The 18738-nt window shown below is 71.3% G+C and carries 21 protein-coding genes and 1 riboswitch; of the genes, 9 read left to right on the top strand and 12 right to left on the bottom strand.

What is annotated here, in order from left to right:
* The first annotated feature begins 148 nt into the window (after positions 1–148).
* A riboswitch (cobalamin riboswitch) is annotated at positions 149–364 on the top strand.
* A 151-nt stretch (positions 365–515) separates the two neighbouring features.
* From V7050_RS08275 to V7050_RS08260, 4 genes are read left to right on the top strand one after another with little or no spacing between them, the layout of a single operon-like run.
* Positions 516–689: a CbtB domain-containing protein gene (locus V7050_RS08275; RefSeq protein ID WP_324366903.1), complete on the top strand. Its 174-nt coding sequence runs from the start codon at positions 516–518 to the stop codon at positions 687–689.
* Between the two features lie 9 nt (positions 690–698).
* Positions 699–1445, top strand: a complete 747-nt coding sequence (locus V7050_RS08270) for a CbtA family protein (protein WP_324366901.1) — start codon at positions 699–701, stop codon at positions 1443–1445.
* A gap of 4 nt (positions 1446–1449) precedes the next feature.
* Positions 1450–1830 (top strand): DUF1636 domain-containing protein, encoded by a 381-nt coding sequence (locus V7050_RS08265; RefSeq protein WP_324366899.1) that lies wholly within the window; start codon positions 1450–1452, stop codon positions 1828–1830.
* Between the two features lie 10 nt (positions 1831–1840).
* Positions 1841–2320 carry a hypothetical protein gene (locus tag V7050_RS08260; RefSeq protein ID WP_324366898.1) on the top strand — a complete coding sequence of 160 codons (480 nt, stop codon included), beginning with the start codon at positions 1841–1843 and terminating at the stop codon, positions 2318–2320.
* 276 nt (positions 2321–2596) lie between these two features.
* Here the strand turns inward: V7050_RS08260 and V7050_RS08255 are convergent, their stop codons facing one another.
* The gene (locus V7050_RS08255; protein WP_324366896.1) at positions 2597–3478 is read right to left on the bottom strand and encodes an oxygenase MpaB family protein; all 882 of its coding nucleotides are present in this window, start codon (positions 3476–3478) and stop codon (positions 2597–2599) included.
* 185 nt (positions 3479–3663) lie between these two features.
* Between V7050_RS08255 and V7050_RS08250 the strand changes: the two genes are divergently transcribed.
* From V7050_RS08250 to V7050_RS08230, 5 genes are all read left to right on the top strand, one after another.
* On the top strand, positions 3664–4146 hold the full coding sequence (locus V7050_RS08250) for an SRPBCC family protein (RefSeq protein ID WP_324366894.1): 483 nt from the start codon (positions 3664–3666) through the stop codon (positions 4144–4146).
* Between the two features lie 288 nt (positions 4147–4434).
* On the top strand, positions 4435–5898 hold the full coding sequence (xdhA, locus tag V7050_RS08245; RefSeq protein ID WP_324366891.1) for a xanthine dehydrogenase small subunit: 1464 nt from the start codon (positions 4435–4437) through the stop codon (positions 5896–5898).
* Between the two features lie 17 nt (positions 5899–5915).
* Entirely contained in the window at positions 5916–8246 is a 2331-nt protein-coding gene (xdhB, locus tag V7050_RS08240) for a xanthine dehydrogenase molybdopterin binding subunit (protein WP_442885608.1), read from the top strand.
* A complete protein-coding gene (gene xdhC / locus V7050_RS08235; protein ID WP_324366887.1) occupies positions 8246–9094 on the top strand; it encodes a xanthine dehydrogenase accessory protein XdhC in 849 nt (282 codons plus the stop codon). Before xdhB ends, xdhC begins: the two co-directional genes overlap by 1 nt.
* 60 nt (positions 9095–9154) lie before the next feature.
* The gene (locus V7050_RS08230) at positions 9155–10456 is read left to right on the top strand and encodes an NCS2 family permease (protein ID WP_324366884.1); all 1302 of its coding nucleotides are present in this window, start codon (positions 9155–9157) and stop codon (positions 10454–10456) included.
* 200 nt (positions 10457–10656) lie between these two features.
* Here V7050_RS08230 and mazG read toward each other — a convergent pair whose 3' ends face one another.
* The 11 genes from mazG to V7050_RS08175 form a co-directional block, all read right to left on the bottom strand.
* On the bottom strand, positions 10657–11514 hold the full coding sequence (gene mazG / locus V7050_RS08225; RefSeq protein WP_324366882.1) for a nucleoside triphosphate pyrophosphohydrolase: 858 nt from the start codon (positions 11512–11514) through the stop codon (positions 10657–10659).
* A 154-nt stretch (positions 11515–11668) separates the two neighbouring features.
* Entirely contained in the window at positions 11669–12427 is a 759-nt protein-coding gene (locus V7050_RS08220) for an SDR family NAD(P)-dependent oxidoreductase (protein WP_324366880.1), read from the bottom strand.
* A gap of 46 nt (positions 12428–12473) precedes the next feature.
* Positions 12474–12785: a hypothetical protein gene (locus V7050_RS08215; RefSeq protein WP_324366878.1), complete on the bottom strand. Its 312-nt coding sequence runs from the start codon at positions 12783–12785 to the stop codon at positions 12474–12476.
* Positions 12786–12863: 78 nt separating this feature from the next.
* Positions 12864–13928, bottom strand: coding sequence for a ribonuclease E/G (locus tag V7050_RS08210; RefSeq protein ID WP_324366876.1), 1065 nt, complete (start codon positions 13926–13928; stop codon positions 12864–12866).
* A complete protein-coding gene (locus V7050_RS08205; RefSeq protein WP_324366873.1) occupies positions 13925–14515 on the bottom strand; it encodes a Maf family protein in 591 nt (196 codons plus the stop codon). The genes V7050_RS08210 and V7050_RS08205 overlap by 4 nt, the downstream gene beginning before the upstream one ends.
* 1 nt (position 14516) lies before the next feature.
* Positions 14517–14735 (bottom strand): translation initiation factor IF-1, encoded by a 219-nt coding sequence (gene infA / locus V7050_RS08200; protein ID WP_290739457.1) that lies wholly within the window; start codon positions 14733–14735, stop codon positions 14517–14519.
* Between the two features lie 125 nt (positions 14736–14860).
* A complete protein-coding gene (locus V7050_RS08195; RefSeq protein WP_324366868.1) occupies positions 14861–15337 on the bottom strand; it encodes a UPF0262 family protein in 477 nt (158 codons plus the stop codon).
* Positions 15330–16646 (bottom strand): histidinol dehydrogenase, encoded by a 1317-nt coding sequence (gene hisD, locus V7050_RS08190; RefSeq protein ID WP_324366866.1) that lies wholly within the window; start codon positions 16644–16646, stop codon positions 15330–15332. The genes V7050_RS08195 and hisD overlap by 8 nt, the downstream gene beginning before the upstream one ends.
* A gap of 14 nt (positions 16647–16660) precedes the next feature.
* Complete coding sequence (locus tag V7050_RS08185) at positions 16661–17143, bottom strand: DUF2948 family protein (protein WP_324375021.1); 483 nt, start codon at positions 17141–17143, stop codon at positions 16661–16663.
* Entirely contained in the window at positions 17140–18411 is a 1272-nt protein-coding gene (gene murA, locus V7050_RS08180) for a UDP-N-acetylglucosamine 1-carboxyvinyltransferase (RefSeq protein WP_324366863.1), read from the bottom strand. Before murA ends, V7050_RS08185 begins: the two co-directional genes overlap by 4 nt.
* Positions 18412–18418: 7 nt before the next feature.
* On the bottom strand, positions 18419–18577 hold the full coding sequence (locus V7050_RS08175) for a hypothetical protein (RefSeq protein ID WP_324366861.1): 159 nt from the start codon (positions 18575–18577) through the stop codon (positions 18419–18421).
* Between the last annotated feature and the right edge of the window lie 161 nt (positions 18578–18738).

Below are 18738 nucleotides of genomic sequence, written 5' to 3'. Positions count from 1 at the left end.
CTCCGGCACGACGCGGGCGCTTCGCTTCCGCCCGGGCCGGGCGCTGCCCTCATCTTGTGGCGGAACGGTCGTCCGGGGCGCAATGGACTCCAAATGCGATCGCCCTGAAGTGCCTCTGCGCCGGATTGACAGTCTTCGGCGCTTCGTGGCACCGTCGGGTGTCAATGGTTCCCGGGCGCGAAGCGCCGGGGATGAAAAGGGAACACGGTGTGGACGACCCGAAGGGGACCAAATCCGTGGCTGCCCCCGCAACTGTGAGCGGCGAGCGCGGCTGAGAGCGAGCCACTGGGGCGGAGCCGCCCCGGGAAGGCCGGCCAAGCGACGACCCGCGAGCCAGGAGACCTGCCGTTGATGCGGGCCGCGCAATCGGCCCGAAACCGTAACCGGACGTCGGGGTGGGCGTCTGGCGGTGAGCGGGATCCGCCGCAAGGCATGGCTCCCGTCTCGGCGCCGAGCTCCTCCTGCGTCCCGACGACGTCCCGGCCCGCTTGCCGCGGCCGTTTCGGAGGACAGCGATGAACACGGCCAATGCTTCCAGCCACAGCACCGCGCAGACCGCAGCGCCGGTTGCCATCTTCGGCCTCGCACTCGGGCTCGCGATGGTCTTTCTCACCGGCTTCTCGCATTCGACGACCCTGCACAACGCGGCCCATGACACGCGCCACGCCATGGCGTTCCCCTGCCACTGAGGGTCCGACATGCTGACGCGCATTCTCTTCTCCGCGCTCGTCGCGGGCATCGTCGCGGGCATCTGCGTGGCGATACTGCAGCAGTTCACCACCACGCCGCTGATCATCGAGGCCGAAAGATACGAGGTGGCGACCGCGCAGGCGCCGCATTTCGCCTGGGGCAGCGATACGGGAGAGGCGCGGCTGATCCTTGCCCAGGCCGAGGCGCCGGAGGCCCATGCGCACGAGCACGGCGGCGATGACGAATGGGCGCCCGAGGACGGGCTGCCGCGCACCTTCTTCACCTCCATCGGCACCATCGGAACCACCTTCGGCTTCGGGCTGATCCTGCTGTCGCTGATGGTGCTGGCCGCTGTGCCGATCACCGCGCGGAACGGGCTGACCTGGGGCCTCGTGGCCTTTGTCTGCGCCGGGCTTGCGCCGGCGCTGGGGCTCGCGCCGGAGCTGCCGGGGTCGGCGGCGGCGGAGCTGGTATCGCGCCAGATCTGGTGGGTCGGGACTGCGATCGCGACCGCCGCGGGACTCTGGCTCGCGCTCCTGGTCTCGACACCCGCCGCCATCCTGGGCGGGGTGGCGCTGATCCTCGCACCCCATGTGATCGGCGCGCCGCATCCGCACGAGCTGACCAGCGCAGTGCCCTCGGAGCTCTCCGGGCATTTCGCCGCGGCCTCGCTGGTGGTTCATGCCGTGGCCTGGTCGCTGACCGGCCTGCTGGCCGGCCTTGCCTGGGAGCGCGGCATCGGCGCGCGGGCCTAGCGCCTTGGGCGATGCGGTCCGGATTCAGGTCTGCGTGCTCTGCGGCGAGGATCCCGGGCGGCCCGACGCGGTGCCGCCCGGACGGCAATTGCACGACCGCCTCGCCGCCGCCGTCGTGGCGCCGCGCGACGGCCCGGGCATCGCGATCGAGCCCGTGGCCTGCATGGCGGTCTGCGACCGCCCGGTCACCCTGGCCTTCCGCGGCCGCGGCAAGTGGAGCTACCTGGTCGGCGGCGCCGATCCGGATCGCGACATCGCCGATATCCTGGCCGCCGGCCGCGCCGTCGCCGAGGCGCCGCACGGCATCCCGCGGATGGACGACCGGCCGCCCTTCTTCCGGAACGGCGTGATCGGCCGCCTGCCGCCTGCGCCGGGGGACCCGTGAGACCTTCCCGATGATCCGGACCGCAACCGTCGCCGCCCTCGGCATCGCCGGGCTGGTGCTCGTGGGCCTCTCCGCGGCGCGCATGCCCGATGTCCCGCGGGACGAGGCTGCGGCGGGCCATGCCATGCCCGAGGCCCATGCCGGGCACGACCATTCCGGCCTGGTCTCGCTGCCGCCGGGCCCCTCGGCGCCGACCCTCGACTTCGGCATCGCTCCCGATCCGGTCGCGGGCTGGAATCTGCGGGTGATGACGAGCAACTTCCGCTTCGCGCCCGAGCACGCCGGAGGGCCGGACCGGCCCGGCGAGGGCCACGCCCATCTCTACGCCAACGGCGAGAAGATCGCCCGGCTCTACGGCGAGTGGTTCCACATCGACTCGCTCCCGCCCGGGACGGTCGAGCTGACGGTCACGCTGAACGCCAATGACCATTCCGGCCTGGCCGTGGGCAACGCGCCGCTCTCGGTGAGCAGGACGATCGAAACCGAGTAGCGGCCGCCCGGTGCCGCGTCCCGACCCCCGACCCCCGACCCTCGGGAAGGCTGCCCCCTCGCCCTGCGGCGCGCGCGGGCGGGCTCTCCCGGTCCGGTGGCTCGCACCGGAGCCGTGGGCGCCGGTCCGGCGAAGGGCCGCTGGTATCATGCGGCCCTGAGGGCGAGGTCTTCTGCTTTCTGAACTCGTCCATCTTCAGGTGGCCGACATCGCCGGACCATGCACGACTGCATGCCGGCGGCAGGACGCGGATCGGGAGGTCTGCGCGTCGGGAAGTCAGCCGCGGTTTCGCTTCGTTCCTCCGCCTCCGCAGAACGTGCCGAGTTCCTCAATCTCATAGCCCTCGGGATAGGTGGGGCGGCGCACTCGTGTCAGGAGCCGCGGACGGCGCCGGGCGGGAAGGATGCGCAATGCCCGTGCGCGCATCGCCATGGCCGCCAAGAGCGCGCGGCGAAGCCATCGCGGCGCCGGCGGAAAGCCCATGGCCGCCAGGAGAGGCGGGTCCATGAAGGCACGGACAGCCGGCCGGCCGGCCCACAGCAGCCAGCGGGGCAGGTAGAAGCCAAGCAGCAGATCGCTCGTTGCCGTCGCTACGGCCCTGTTGGACTCCGCGAACCGGAAGTTTCCGCTCTCGTACGCCTCGTTGAAGCGCCGGAACGTCTCCAGGTCGCTCGGGATGCCTGGAATTCCCATATGCTCCCCGAGCCTCCTGTAGTAGTTGCACCATGCGCGCTGCTCATGCGGCGTCATCGGCCGCCGGCCATATCGGTCCAGCCAGCGGATCGGCTCCATGACGAAGGTCGACAGGACATAGAGCATGTCGTCGTCGGCGATCCGGAAGCGGCCGTGCATCGCGTTCAGCCGCTTGAGTGCCCGCCGCCCACGGTCGCTGTCGAAGCCGTTTTCCTGGATCTCCGCCAGGATCAGTTCGGTGTCGTCATAGCGCTTTCGCGGCCGCCGTTCGAACTCGCCAGTGCGCGCCAGAAGGCCGGAGATCGCCGGCACCGCATAGGTCCGGAACAGCGCGAATTCGAGTGCCCGCTCGATGTCCCAGGCGAACTCGCGGGTCGCGAGAAGGAGCGCGATCTCCCGGCAATCCTTCTCGACGTCGAGCGAGGTGATCCGCAACGCGAGCGTCCGGCTTGCATCCGGTGCCATGTCTTTCGCCTTCCGGTGGTCGTGACCCCATCATGAGGCTCCGGCGACGGGGGCTCAAGCCGCTTGCCGGGCCGAGCGCCGCGGCCGAGAATTCCGCCCAGCCGAGGTGCCGGATGGCGCCGCTACCTCGTGTTCGCACGCGGCAAGGGCCCGTCCTCGCCCTGCAACCAGGCCTGGAGGAGAGATTGGCATACGAATTCGATCTGACGACCGAATGGGACCTGTCCGCGCCGGTTTCGCCCGTCTGGGCGGCGCTGCGCGCGGTGGAGGCCTGGCCCGCCTGGTGGCGTTCGGTGCGGAAGGTCGAGCCGCTCGTCGCGGGGAGCGAATCGGGCATCGGGGCGGTTCATCGGCTGACCTGGCAGACCGCGCTTCCCTATCGTCTCGTCCTGACCACGGAAGTTACGGCCGTTCAGCCCGAACGGCGGATCGAGGTCCGGGCCCGGGGAGACATCGAAGGAACCGGCGTGTGGACGCTGCTGCCCCGGGAACGGGACGGCTGCCGCGTCCGCTACTTGTGGCGGGTCCGGGTCACCAAGCCGTGGATGCGGGCCGTCCTGCCGGTCCTGAAACCCGCCTTTGCGTGGAACCATCGCGAAGTCATGCGGATCGGTGGCGCTGGAATGGCGCGGCTGCTTGCAAACGGCAACTCCAATGCAAGGGGCTAGCCGCTCCCGGCCGTTTCTGCGGCCAGGGGCTGGCGATCTCGCCATCGAACCCGTGGAATGAATCGCGGCCTGGGGCGGCTGGTCGCGCAGGCGCATGCTATCCGCATGGTTTCTGGAAAATCTCGGCGGATTATCTACAGACCGTTGAGAGAGGTTCAATGCACAAGCCGGTAGGCAGACGGGGCGCGAAAGTGCTTAATCGTTCAGGCGAGCGGCGGGTCGCGACGGTCTCCTCCGGGGAGACGCGGGCGGTGCCGCGGCCGCCGGGAGCAACAGGGAGGCGACGTCGTGGCAAAGACAAGGAACGAAATCCGGTTCCTGCTCAACGGGAGCGAGCAGCGGCTGACCGAGGTGGGCGCCTCGGACACGCTGCTCGACTTCCTGCGGCTCGACTGCGGGCTGCGCGGCACCAAGGAGGGCTGCGCCGAGGGCGATTGCGGCGCCTGCACCGTGCTGGTGGGGCGGCCGCAGGATGACGGACAGCGCTACGAGACGGTGAACGCCTGCATCCGGCTGCTGCCCTCGGTCGATCGCTGCCACGTGGTGACCATCGAGCATCTGGCGGGGCGCGACGGGCCGCTGCATCCCGTGCAGCAGGCGATGGTGGAACAGCACGGCAGCCAGTGCGGCTTCTGCACGCCGGGGATCGTGATGTCGCTCTACGCGCTCTGGATGGAGTCGCCGCGGCCGGAGATCGGCGAGATCGAGACCGCGCTCCAGGGCAATCTCTGCCGCTGCACCGGCTACGGGCCGATCCTCGCGGCGGCCAAGGCGGCGGCGGATCTGGGCGCTCCCGAGGCGGACGTGCTGGTGCGCGAGCGCGATGCGGTGCGCGCGCGGCTGGCGGCGCTCGACGACGGGGCGCGGGTCGAGGTGGCGCGCGGCGGCGACCGGGCGATCCTGCCGGCGAATGTCGACGATCTCGCGGCGGTGCTGGCGGAGGAGCCCGAGGCGACGATCGTCGCGGGCTCGACGGATGTCGGTCTCTGGATCACCAAGTTCATGCGCTCGATCTCGCCGGCGGTCTTCATCGGGGAACTCGCCGATCTCAAGGGCATCGAGGTCACGGACGCGGCGGTGACCCTGGGCGCGGGCGTCACCTACAGCGAATGCGAACCGACGATCGCCGAGGTCTTTCCGCATCTGGCCGAATTCTGGGGAAGGATCGGCGGCCAACAGGTGCGCAACATGGGGACCGTGGGCGGCAATGTCGCCAACGGCTCGCCGATCGGCGACACGCCGCCGGTGCTGATCGCGCTCGGCGCGGAGGTCACGCTGCGCAGGGGCGATGCGCGGCGGGTGGTGGCGCTGGAGGATTTCTTCATCGCCTATGGCAAGCAGGACCGCGGCCCCGGCGAGTTCGTGGAGAGCCTGCGCATCCCGCGGCCGAAGCCGGGCGTGTTCCACGCGGCCTACAAGATCTCCAAGCGGCGGGACGAGGACATCTCCTCGGTCTGCGGCGGCTTCGCGCTCGAGGTGGCCGACGGCAAGGTCGCGGCGGCGCGGCTCGCCTTCGGCGGCATGGCGGCGACGCCGAAGCGGGCGCCGAAGGCCGAGGCGGCGCTGGTCGGGCGCGTCTGGGACGCGGCGGCGGCGGATGCGGCGGCGGCGGCCCTGGCCGAGGATTTCACGCCGATCAGCGACTGGCGGGCCTCGAAGGAATACCGGATGGCGGCGGCGCAGAACCTGCTCCGGCGCCTCTATCTGGAAACGCAGGGCGGCGACCGGCCGGCGCGGCTGGTGCGGGCATGAGCATCGGGGGGAAGAGCATGGGAATGAACGGAGCGATCCGCGGCGGCGTGCATACCGCCCAGCAGCATGATTCGGCGATCAAGCACGTCACCGGGCGGGCGGAATACGCCGACGACATCACCGAGCCGATGGGCACGCTGCATGCCTATCTGGGGCTCTCGGAAGCGGCGCATGCCGAGATCGTCTCGATCGATCTCGAGGCGGTGCGCACGGCCCCCGGCGTGGTCGACGTGCTGACCGCCAAGGACCTGCCGGGGTCGAACGACGTCAGCCCGGTGGGCAAGCACGACGATCCGGTCTTCGCGGAGGGCCGCGTGGAATTCTGGGGCCAGCCGATGTTCGCGGTGATCGCCGAGACGCGCGATGCGGCGCGGCGGGCGGCGACCAAGGCCAAGGTCGAGTACCGGGCGCTTCGCCATGTCACGGACGTGGCCGAGGCGATCGCGGCGGACTACCCGCACGTGATCGACCCGCTGAAGCTCGAGCGCGGCGATGTCGGGCCCGCGCTCGAGGCCGCGCCGCACCGCCTCAAGGGCAGCCTGCGCGTGGGCGGGCAGGACCATTTCTATCTCGAGGGCATGATCGCCTTCGCCATTCCCGGCGAGGACGACGAGGTGACGGTCTTCTCCTCCACCCAGCATCCGAGCGAGGTGCAGCACATGGTCGCGCATGTGCTCGGGGTGCCGTCGCATTCGGTGACCATCCAGGTGCGGCGCATGGGCGGCGGCTTCGGCGGCAAGGAGACCCAGCCGAACCTCTTCGCCGCGGTGGCCGCGGTGGCCGCCAAGAAGCTCGGGCGGGCGGTCAAGATCCGTCCCGACCGCGACGACGACATGAGCGCCACGGGCAAGCGGCACGATTTCCTGGTCGAATACGAGGTGGGCTTCGACGATGACGGCCGGATCCTGGCGGTGGAGGGCATGTTCGCGGCGCGCTGCGGCTTTTCCGCCGACCTCAGCGGGCCGGTGACCGACCGGGCGCTCTTCCACGCCGACAACGCCTATTTCTATCCGGCGGTGCGGCTGGTCTCGCGGCCGATGAAGACCAATACCGTGTCGAACACCGCCTTCCGCGGCTTCGGCGGGCCGCAGGGGGTGATTGCCGCCGAGCGCATCATCGAGGAGATCGCCTATGCCCTGGGCAAGGACCCGCTGGAGGTGCGCCGGACGAACTTCTACGGCGCCGAGGGGCGCGACGTCACGCCCTATCACCAGAAGGTCGAGGACAATATCGTCAACCGCGTCGTCGACGAACTGGAGGCGCGCGCCGAATACGCGCGGCGGCGCGAGGCGGTGCTGGCCTTCAACGCCGAGGGCGGCGTGATCCGCAAGGGGATCGCGCTGACGCCGGTGAAGTTCGGCATCTCCTTCACCGCGACCTGGTACAATCAGGCCGGCGCATTGGTGCATGTCTACAACGACGGCTCGATCCATCTCAACCACGGCGGGACCGAGATGGGGCAGGGGCTCAACACCAAGGTCGCGCAGGTGGTGGCCGATTGCTTCCAGGTCGATCTCGAGCATGTGCGCATCACCGCAACGACCACCGCGAAAGTGCCCAATACCTCGGCCACGGCGGCCTCTTCGGGCTCGGATCTCAACGGCATGGCGGCGCAGAACGCGGCGGAGCAGATCCGCGGCCGGCTCGTCGATTTCGCCGCCGAGAAATGGGGCGTCGCGCCGGAGCAGGTGGTCTTCGAGCCGAATGTCGTGCTGGTGGGCAATACCCGGATGAGCTTCCCGGAGTTCATCAAGGAAGCCTATATGGCGCGGGTGCATCTCTCGGCGGCGGGCTTCTACAAGACCCCGGACATCCATTGGGACCGGGCGGCGGGCAAGGGGCGGCCCTTCTACTACTTCGCCTATGGCGCCGCGGTCTCGGAGGTCAGCATCGACACGCTGACCGGGGAATACCAGGTCGACCGGGTGGACATCCTGCATGACGTGGGCCGCTCGCTGAACCCGGCCATCGACAAGGGCCAGATCGAGGGCGGCTTCATCCAGGGGGTCGGCTGGCTGACCACCGAGGAATTGTGGTGGGACGACAAGGGCCGGCTCAGGACCCATGCGCCCTCGACCTACAAGATCCCGCTCGCCTCGGACCGGGCGCGGATCTTCAACGTCGATCTCGCCGACTGGTCGGAGAACCGCGAGCCGACGATCCGGCGCTCCAAGGCGGTGGGCGAGCCGCCCTTCATGCTCGGCATCTCGGTGCTCGAGGCGCTGTCGATGGCCGTCGCCAGCGTTGCGGATTACCGCCAATGCCCGCGGCTCGACGCGCCGGCGACCCCGGAGCGGGTGCTGATGGCGGTGACGCGGCTCCAGGGCGCGAGCGGCGCGGCGGCGTGATGGAACGGCCGCGCGCCCTGGCCCGGTTCCTCGAGGCGTCGGAAGACGTGGTCGAGGTGCGCATCGCGCGGGCGCGCGGCTCGACGCCGCGCGAGGCCGGCGCGGTGATGCATGTGGCCGCGGGCGGGGTGCGCGGCACGATCGGCGGCGGGCAGCTCGAATACATGGTCATCGACGAGGCCCGCAGCCTGCTCGCGCAGGGCGGGGACGGCCGGGCGATGGACATCCCGCTCGGGCCGGAGATCGGGCAATGCTGCGGCGGCCGGGTCGAGATCACGCTCACGCGCATGGACGCGGCGGCACGCTCGGCGGCGCTGGCCGCGGCCGAGGCGGAATTCGCCGCCGCGCCGCAGGTGCTGATCTTCGGCGCCGGCCATGTGGGCCGGGCGCTGGCGGAGACGCTCTCGCTCCTGCCGCTGCGCACGCGGCTCATCGACCAGCGCGGCGAGGAGCTGGAGCGGGCGACCGATGCGGTGGAGCGCGTCCACACGGTGCTCCCCGAGGCCGAGGTCGCGCATGTGCCGCCGGGCAGCGCCTTCGTGGTGACGACGCACGAGCATTCGCTCGACTTCCTGATCACCGCGGAGGCGCTGGCGCGGGGCGATGCGGCCTATGTCGGCATGATCGGCTCGAAGACCAAGCGCGTCTCGTTCGAACGCTGGTGCCGGGACGAGGGCCGCGGCATCGCGGCCGGCGCGCTGGTCTGCCCGATCGGGGCGGAGGGTCGCGGCGACAAGCGGCCGGCGGTGATCGCCGCCTTCGTGGCGGCCGAGATCCTCGGGCGCCTCGCCGCGGTCGGCGAAGGACTGCCGGCCGGCGGCGCGGCGCGGGCACCGAAAGGCGACTAGGTCCGAGCGCCGGGGCGCGAGGGCCGGAAGACAAGACCAACCAACAGTGAGGAACACCGAATGCTCGAAAGTCTCTTCAAGCTCGAGGAACACGGGACGAACCTGCGCACCGAAGCGATCGCGGGTCTGACCACCTTCCTGACGATGGCCTATATCATCTTCGTCAACCCGCAGATCCTCGCCACGACCGGCATGGATCAGAGCGCGGTCTTCGTGGCGACCTGCCTCGCCGCCGCGCTCGGCTCGGCGATCATGGGCTTCTACGCCAACTGGCCGATCGCCATGGCGCCGGGCATGGGGCTGAACGCCTTCTTCGCCTTCACCGTGGTCGGGACCATGGGCTTCACCTGGCAGGCGGCGCTCGGGGCGGTCTTCATCTCCGGCTGCATCTTCGTTCTGCTCACCGTCACCGGGGTGCGGCGCTGGCTCGTCGCTGGCATCCCGCATTCGATGCGCAGCGCGGTCGCCGCGGGCATCGGGATGTTCCTCGGCATCATCGCGCTCAAGAACGCCGGCATCGTCGTGGCGAGCGAGGCGACCTATGTCGCGCTCGGCCACATGACCGATCCGGCGCCGCTGCTGGCCATGATCGGCCTCTTCGTGATCGCCGCCCTCGACACGCTGAAGGTCAAGGGTGCGATCCTGATCGGCATCCTCGGCATCACGGTCGTCTCGATCTTCCTCGGCCTGAGCGAGTTCGGCGGCATCGTCTCCACGCCGCCCAGCATCGCCCCGACCTTCCTGCAGCTCGACATCCTCGGCGCGATCAGCACCGGCATCCTCCAGGTCGTCCTGGTCTTCGTGCTGGTCGAGGTCTTCGACGCCACCGGCACGCTGATCGGCGTGGCCAAGCGCGCGGGGCTGCTGACCGAGGATTCCGGCCACACCAATCCGCAGCTCGGCAAGGCGCTCCTGTCCGACAGCTCGGCGATCGTCGCGGGCTCCTTCCTCGGCACCTCGAGCACCACGGCCTATGTCGAGAGCGCCTCGGGCGTGCTGGCTGGCGGGCGCACCGGGCTGACCGCCATCGTGGTCGCGGTCCTCTTTCTCGCGGCCCTCTTCTTCGCGCCGCTGGCGGGCACGGTGCCGGCCTTCGCCACCGCGCCGGCGCTGCTCTACGTCGCCTGTCTGATGATGCGCGAGCTGATCGACATCGAATGGGACGACATCACCGAGGCGGTGCCTTCGGCCCTGACCGCGCTGATGATGCCGCTCACCTATTCGATCGCGAACGGCCTCGCCTTCGGCTTCATCAGCTATGCCATCATCAAGCTCCTGACCGGGCGGGTGCGCGAAGTGCATGCGGCGACCTGGCTCGTCGCCGGCCTCTTCCTGATCCGCTTCGCCTTCCTGACGGAGTGAGCCCGGGCGCCGTCCGGACGGCGCGCAGCACAGCCAGAGCTCCCGCCCGTGCACCAGCACGGGCGGTTTTGCTTTGCCGGCCGTCGGGGATCGGGATGCACCGGCCCCGGACGGTCCGCCGGACCGCGCGGAGCGACATCGCTGACAACGGCCGCCGGGTGCCATACGAATCCGGTAGAATCGATCGGGCGGAATTCGTTTCAGCCGGTCGGCGCCGGGTCGCGCTCGCGGCGCTTCATCGCGTCCCAGAGCGCGTCCATCTCGGCGAGGGTCACATGCTCGGGGCGCGTGCCGCGTTCGGCGAGCGCGGCCTCGATGCCGTGGAAGCGGCGGGTGAATTTCGCATTGGCCTGGCGCAGCGCGCCTTCGGGATCGATGCCGAGGTGGCGGGCGAGATTGGCCATCACGAACATCAGGTCGCCGTATTCCTCCGCGAGCCGGTCGCGGTCGCCGGCGTCCCGCGCCTCGACGAGCTCGCGGGATTCCTCGGCGATCTTGTCGAGCACCGCGCCCGCGTCCGGCCAGTCGAACCCGACGCGCGCGGCGCGGTTCTGCAGCTTCACCGCGCGGGTCAGCGCCGGCAGGCCGGCGGTCACGCCGTCGAGCGCGCTGGGCGCCGTGGCGCGTTCCGCGCGCTCGGCGGCCTTGATGCGCTCCCAGTCGCGGGTCTGCTGCGCGGCGGACTTGTCCCGGCTCTGGTCGCCGAAGACATGCGGGTGGCGGCGCAGCATCTTGTCGGAGATGCCGCGCACCACCTCGGCGAAGCCGAAGCGCCCGGCCTCCTCGGCCAAGGCGGCGTGATAGACCACCTGGAACAGCAGGTCGCCCAGCTCGTCGCGCAGATCCTCGTGGTCGCGGCGCGCGATGGCGTCGGCGACCTCATAGGCCTCCTCGATGGTATAGGGGGCGATGGAATCGAAATCCTGCTCGATGTCCCAGGGGCAGCCGCGCGCGGGGTCGCGCAGCCGCGCCATGATCGCGACGAGCCGCCCCATGCCGCCTTCGGGATCGCGGATCAGCTCTTCGTCGTCGGAGGGCAAGGGGCTGGACGGGCTCATCCTGCGAGACTAGCTGCCAGGGCTGCGGGGCGGCAAGGCCCATCGGAGGGCCCGGGCGCCGTTCCCGACCCGCCAGGGACCCGACCGCGGATCCGGACCGGATCCGTTCAGGGAGCACGACGGAAAGGGATGCGCCGGGGAGGGGCTCCGCCGGTCAGATCGATCCGGCCTCGATCATGTAGTTGTTGGCCGTGCACATGGCCGCGTCGTCGGAGGCGAGGAAGACCACCATGCGCGCCACATGGACCGGCTCGATCAGGTCCGGAAGGCATTGCCGCCGGCGCTGCCGCTCCAGCGCCTCGGGGGTGACCCAGAGCGCCTTCTGCCGTTCGGTCATGATCCAGCCGGGAACCACCGTGTTGACGCGGATCCGGTGCGGCCCGAGGTCGCGGGCCATGGTCCGGGTCAGCCCGTGCACCGCCGCCTTGGCGGTGGCGTAGACCGGGAAGCCCCCGCCGGCCTCCCACCAGGAATTCGACCCCATGTTGACGATGGCGCCGCCGCCCGCCGCGATCATGTCGGGCGCCACCGCCTGCATCGCGAAGAAATAATGCCGCAGGTTGACGGCGATCCGGTCGTCGAAATACTCCGGCGTCACCTCGCGCCAGTCGTGCCGGTCGTCGCGGGCCGCGTTGTTGACCAGGACCGCCGCCGGGCCGTGCCTTTCGCGCAGGGCGGCGAGCGCCCGCCGCAGCGCCGCGATGTCGCGCAGGTCGCAGAGCTCGTAGCCGGCATTGCCGCCGATCTCCGCCGCCAGCGCCGCGGATGCTTCCCCGTCCATGTCGAGGAAGCCGACGCGGGCATCCTGTTCGGCGAAGCCGCGCACGATCTCGGCGCCGATGCCCGAGGCGCCGCCGGTCACCACGACGCTCCTCCCGGCGAGGCTGGGGTAGATGGCGAAACGTCGGGTCATCTGGTTCGCGCTCTCCAGTGCTTGCGGCGAGGTCGGCATCGCCAGCCTAACCGGCGATCTCGGCGGCGAGGCGCGACCATTCCGCGCCGGGGTCGGCACCCTGGCGCCGGTCGCCCGCGCGCCGGTACCAATAGTCGGAATTGCCGAGGTCGCCCTCGATCCAATGGGCCAGTCCATGGACCCGGTCCTGGTCGCGCCGGCCCTCGCCCTCCTGGCAGATGGCGTGGGCGCGGGTCCATTCCGGGCCCCTGCGGAGCCCGCCCTTCGCGAGCCACCAGAGCGCCTGCGCCGCCGGGGGCAGGTCCTCGGGTGGTGCCTCCGAGCCGAGGCTCGCGGTGATCCGGTCGGCATTCGACATGGTGCGGCGCCTCCCCCTGATGGCTCGTCCTTTGCGAGGGGGCCGGATTCGCGCCGGGGCGTCAACAGCAAAGCCGCGTCAGCCGCCCGGCCGCGGGAGGGCCTCCGGACCCACGAGCGGGCGGCGGGCGCGCTTGCGCAGGAGTTCGAGATGGCCGAGCGGCGTCCAGCCGACGACCGTCGTGTCGATGTCCTCGTCGCTGAGCGCCGCCGTCACCGCGGCCTCGATGCGCCGCCGCTCGCCCTTCGGGAGCGGCGCGAGGTCGAGGACGATCTGGCCGCCGAGCCCGCGCAGCCGCAGCTGGCGGGGCAGGTCGCGGATCGCCGCGAGATTGGCCTTGAGGGCGGCGGCCGGAGAGAGGTCAGGGCCCGTGTTCACGTCGACGGCGACGAGCGCGCGTGTCGCCTCGATGGTGAAATAGCCGTCGCCCGCCGGGATGCGCGCCTCCGCCATCGCCGCGACCGCTTCCCAGACGCCGGCATCGGCCAGCGCGCCGGCGGCTTCCCGCAGGGCGGCATCGGGCGTCGTCCAGTCGCGCCGGGCGGTCTCGGCGGCACCGGGCGCGGGGCGCAGGCATGCCGGCGCAGCTCCGGCCGCGGCGTCCGCGATGCGCTGCCACTCGGCCTGGAGCGCCGCGATCTCGCGGGTGATCGCCGGGTTGGGGGCCGTTGCAGCGGCGCTGCGCAGGATCAGGCCGAGGTCGTCCGGAGCGCCCTCCATCGCCTCGTCGGCGAGGGCCTCGAGGCTCCGGCGAAGCTCGGGCGCGCGGATCGAGCGCGCGACATTGCGGCCGGGCGCGCCGGGCGTCAGGATCGCGAACCGGCCCTTGAGCCGGATCCTCTCGCCGACCGGCGGGGCCTTGCCGGGTTCGGCCCAGCCGCCGACCTGCACCAGCACCGGCCTTCCCGGCGGCGGGAGGCGCCGGCTGCGCAGGAACCCCGAACGGCCGGCGCCGAGGTCGACCATCGCGCCGCCGAGCCCCTTCATCGGGCGGGCGGCGACGGCGCGGAAGATCGCCTCCGGCTGCGGGGCGCTGCCGGCGGGCGGGTCGATCAGGAGGTCGTGCAGCCGGCCGTCAATCATCAGCGCCGCGGCGTCTCCGCCGCCGGGCAGGGGCTCGATGAGGATCTGCCTGCCCTTCACGGCCGGGACGCGGGGCGGATGCCGGCGGCGGCGAGCAGGCCGGCCGTCTCGGCGAGCGGCAGGCCGACGACATTGGAATAGGAGCCGTTGATCCAGGGAATGAGCGCGCCGGCGCGGCCCTGGATCCCGTAGCCGCCGGCCTTGTCCTGCCAGTCGCCGCCGGCGACATGGTCGGCGATCTCGGCCTCGGACAGGCGCTTGAAGCGCACCGCGGTCTCCACGACCCGGCTGCGCAGGCGGTCGGGGCCGCGCAGGGCGATGGCGGTGACGACCCGGTGCCGGCGCCCGGAGAGAAGCCGCAGGAAGCCCTCCGCCTCGGCCGCGTCCCGCGGCTTGCCGAGCATGCGGCGGCCGAGGGCGACGATCGTGTCGGCGGCCAGGACCACGTCGGCGGCCGCCGCTTCGACGGCGGATGCCTTGGCCACCGCCAGGCGCAGGGCGCAGGCGCGGGGCAATTCGCCCGGGCGAGGCGTCTCGTCGATGTGGGCGGGGGCGAGGGCGTCGGGGAGGTAGCCCGCCTGGGCCAGAAGCTCGGCCCGGCGCGGCGAGGCCGAGGCGAGGATCAGCCGCGGCGCATGCCCGGCCAAGTCACTTGAAGCGATAGTTGATCCGTCCCTTGGTCAGGTCATAGGGCGTCATCTCGACCTGAACCTTGTCGCCGGCGAGCACGCGGATGCGGTTCTTGCGCATCTTTCCGGCGGTATGCGCGATGATGACGTGGCCGTTCTCGAGCTCCACCCGGAAGGTCGCGTTGGGCAGAAGCTCGGTCACGACCCCGGGAAATTCGAGAAGTTCTTCCTTGGCCATCTGGTCTCCGATACGGGTCCTGTGCAGGCGCAGCGGCAGGGGCTTTTTGCGCGCGCGGAAAATGACGCCAATGCCGCGTCAGTTCAAGGGGAATCGCGGTGATGAGCGTAAAGCGATCATGCTGCTCAATTTCTGTAATGTAGCACGCAGATCAGGGTGAAGAGGCGGCGGGCGGTGGCGAGGTCGGTTTCGACCCTGCCCTCGAGCCGTTCTAGCAGGAGCCGGCTGCCCTGGTCGTGGATGCTGCGCCGGCCGGTATCCACCGCCTCGATGGCGGCGGGCGGCAGGCGGCGCACGGCGTCGAAATAGCTTTCGCAGATCTGGAAGTAATCCTTCACGATCTGGTTGAACGGCGCCAGGGAAAGCTCCAGGCCGCCGGCGGGCTTCCCGTTCTCCGTTGCGAGCCGCATTCCGAGGCGGCCGTCGTTCACCGCGAGCGTCAGCCGGTAGGGGCCGGGCGCCGTCGCATCGGCAAGGCGGAAGCGGTTGCCTTCCAGCAGGTCGAAGATCGCGACCTGGCGTTCCTGCTCGATCTCCGGGGTCGGCGGCGGGAGCCCCGCCTCGTCGAGCGTCACCGCGCTCAGCCGGTCCGCGTCAGGCATCCCGCCCGGCCTCGTTGAGCCGCTCGAGCCGGGCCTCGACGGAGAGCGCATGCGCCTCCAGCCCCTCGGCCCGCGCCAGCCGCACCGCGGCGGGGCCGACCTGCGCCAGTGCCGCGGGGGTCATGCGGGCCAGGGTGGTGCGCTTCATGAAATCGAGCACCGAGAGGCCGGACGAGAACCGTGCAGACCGCGACGTCGGCAGGACATGGTTCGGGCCGCCGACGTAATCGCCGATCGCCTCGGCGGTGAGCGGGCCGATGAAGATGGCGCCGGCGTGGCTTACGCGGGCCGCGAGATCCTCCGCCTCGGCGGTGAAGATCTCGAGATGCTCGGGCGCGATGCGATCGGAGATCGCCACCGCCGTCTCCCAGTTCTCCACCACGATCACCGCGCCGAAGTCGCGCCAGCTCGCGCCCGCGATCTCCCGGCGTTCCAGCGTCGCCAGCAGGGCGTCCACCGCGGTCGCCACGGCGCGGCCGAAGGCGGCGTCGTCGGTGACGAGGATGGATTGCGCCGCCGGGTCGTGCTCGGCCTGGGCCATCAGGTCGAGCGCCACCCAGTCGGGATCGTTGCGCGCGTCGGCCATCACCAGGACCTCGGAGGGGCCCGCGATCATGTCGATGCCGACCCGCCCGAAGACGCGGCGCTTGGCCGCCGCGACCCAGGCATTGCCCGGGCCGGTGATCTTGTCCACGGGGCGGATGGTCTCGGTGCCAAAGGCCAGCGCGCCGATCGCCTGGGCGCCGCCGATGCGGTAGATCGTCTCGACCCCGGCGAGCCGGGCGGCGAGCAGCACCAGCGGGTTGATCGCGCCGTCCGGGGTCGGCGCGCAGATCACCAGGCGGCCGACACCGGCGACCCGCGCCGGGATCGCGTTCATCAGCACCGAGGAGGGATAGGAGGCGCGCCCCCCGGGCACGTAGAGCCCCGCCGCCGCGACCGGTGACCAGCGCCAGCCGAGCTGCGCCCCGGAGGCGTCCGACCATTGCGCGTCGGCCGGCAGCTGGCGCTCGTGGTAGGCGCGGATGCGGCCGGCGGCGAGTTCGAGCGCCGCGCGATCCTGCGGATCGACCCCGGCGATGGCCGCATCGATCTCCTCGGCCGAGAAGGCGAGGGTCCCGGGCGTCAGCGACAGGCGATCCCAGCGCTCGGTCAGCGCGATCAATGCGGCGTCGCCGCGGGCCTCCACATCGGCCAGGATCGCCGCGGCATCGGCGTCGACCGCGGCCTCGGCCTCGCGTTTCTGTGCGAGCAGCGCGGCGAATCGGGCTTCGAAATCCGGGCTGCGACTGTCGAGGAAATGCGGCATCGCGGCGGCCGGGATCAGTCGGGCGAATGCCGGGGCGCCGCGCCGGCCATGGCGAGATGCGGGCGGGTCACGTCGGTCAGGGTCACCTCGAGGCATTCGACGTCAAGCGCGATCTCGCCGTCGCCCGCCAGCACCGCACGCAGCACGCCGTTTCCCTCGGGTCCGGGCTCGAAGCCGAGCGACAGCAGCGAGATGACCAGGTCGCGGTCCTGCGGATCGACGCCCATGGCCCGCACGCGGGTGGCGCTCTCGATGGTGAGCAGGCAGCGCACCCGCTCGAAGGGGCGGTTCTGGCGGCGGGCGCGGGCGCTGTCCTCCCAGCGGAAGCGGTTGAGCAGCAGGGTGAACCGCCGGTGCCGCGGCATCCAGGCGATCTCCGAGGTCTGGCCCACGGCGTCCTGCACCAGCGCCGAGATCACCGCGAGATCCTCCGCCGTCTCGGCGCGCAGGCGCAGCGGCCGTTCGGCGCCGTCCTCGAAGCGCGCGTCCTCGGTCATGCCGCCTCGCGGATGCGTTCGATCTCGGCGCCGCAGGCCGAGAGCTTCTCCTCGACGCGCTCGTAGCCGCGATCGAGATGGTAGACGCGCGCCACGCGGGTCTCGCCCTCGGCGGCGAGCCCGGCGAGGATCAGGCTGACCGAGGCGCGCAGGTCGGTAGCCATGACCGGCGCGCCCTTGAGCCGTTCCACCCCGGTGACCGTGGCGGTGCCGCCGTGCACCTCGATCTGCGCCCCCATGCGCACGAGTTCCGGGGCATGCATGAAGCGGTTCTCGAAGATGCGCTCCTCGAGATGGCTGGTGCCGTCGGCGGTGGCGAGCAGCGCCATCATCTGCGCCTGGAGATCGGTGGGAAAGCCCGGATGCGGCGCGGTGACCACGTCCACCGGCCGGATGCGGCCGTTCGCCCGGCTGACCCGCAGGCCGGCCTCGGTCTCGCGCAACTCGGCGCCGGCGGCCTCGAGCTTGTCGGCGAAGGCCGCGACCAGATCGCGCCGGCCGCCGAGCAGTTCCACATCGCCGCCGGTGATGGCGGGGGCCAGCATGTAGGTGCCGAGCTCGATCCGGTCGGCGACCACGGGATGGGTCGCGCCGCGCAGCCGGTCGACGCCCTGGACCTCGATCGTGGCCGAGCCCTCGCCGGCGATCTGGGCGCCCATCCGGCGCAGGCAATGCACCAGGTCGACGATCTCCGGCTCGCGGGCGGCGTTCTTCAAGAGCGTGGTGCCGCGGGCGAGCGTCGCCGCCATCAGGATGTTCTCGGTCGCCCCGACCGAGACCATCGGCATGTCGATGGTCGCGCCCTTCAGGCCCTCCGGCGCGCTGGCGTGCACATAGCCGTCGCGCAGCTCGAGCGTCGCGCCGAGCGCCTCGAGCCCCTTGAGATGCAGGTCGACCGGGCGCGCGCCGATGGCGCAGCCGCCGGGCAGCGAGACCACCGCGTGACCGTCCCGCGCCAGCATCGGCCCGAGCACCAGGATCGAGGCGCGCATCTTGCGCACCAGGTCGTAATCCGCGCGGTGGTTGGCGATGGACTGGGTGCCGACGACCAGGACGCGCCCGTCCTGCAGGCTCGCGACCTCGCAGCCGAGCGATTCGAGCAATGCGCTCATGGTGCGGATGTCGGAGAGGCGCGGCGCGTTGGTCAGCGTCAGCGGCTCGTCGGTGAGGAGGGCTGCCGGCATCAGCGTGAGGCAGGCGTTCTTGGCGCCCGAGATCGGGATGCGCCCCTCCAGCCGACGGCCGCCGCGCACGAGAATGCTGTCCATGGATGCGTCAGTCCTGCTGGTCGCGGGCTCCGGCCGCGCCGCTGCGCGCCCGTTTCTGCGCCTTGCGCCGCGCGAGATTGGCCCGCAGCGCTTCCGCCAGCCGCTCGGCCTTGCGCGCGGCGGGCGCCGGCTTCTCCTTGGCGGCGGGGGGCGGGTTCCTCTGCATGGCGCCTCTGTAGCGCAGGCGGCGGGCTGGGTCCAGATTGTGCTTGCGCCAAGGGCCAGATCCGCTAGAAGGCCCGGGCTCGCCGCCGCGAAACGAAGGACGGAACTGCTGCCGTAGCTCAGGGGTAGAGCACTCCCTTGGTAAGGGAGAGGTCGAGAGTT

This window comes from Amaricoccus sp. (genome assembly GCF_036846665.1).
Lineage (GTDB): Bacteria > Pseudomonadota > Alphaproteobacteria > Rhodobacterales > Rhodobacteraceae > Amaricoccus.
Note: the sequence above shows the minus strand (reverse complement) of the source record. Positions and strands in the feature narration are given on the sequence as shown.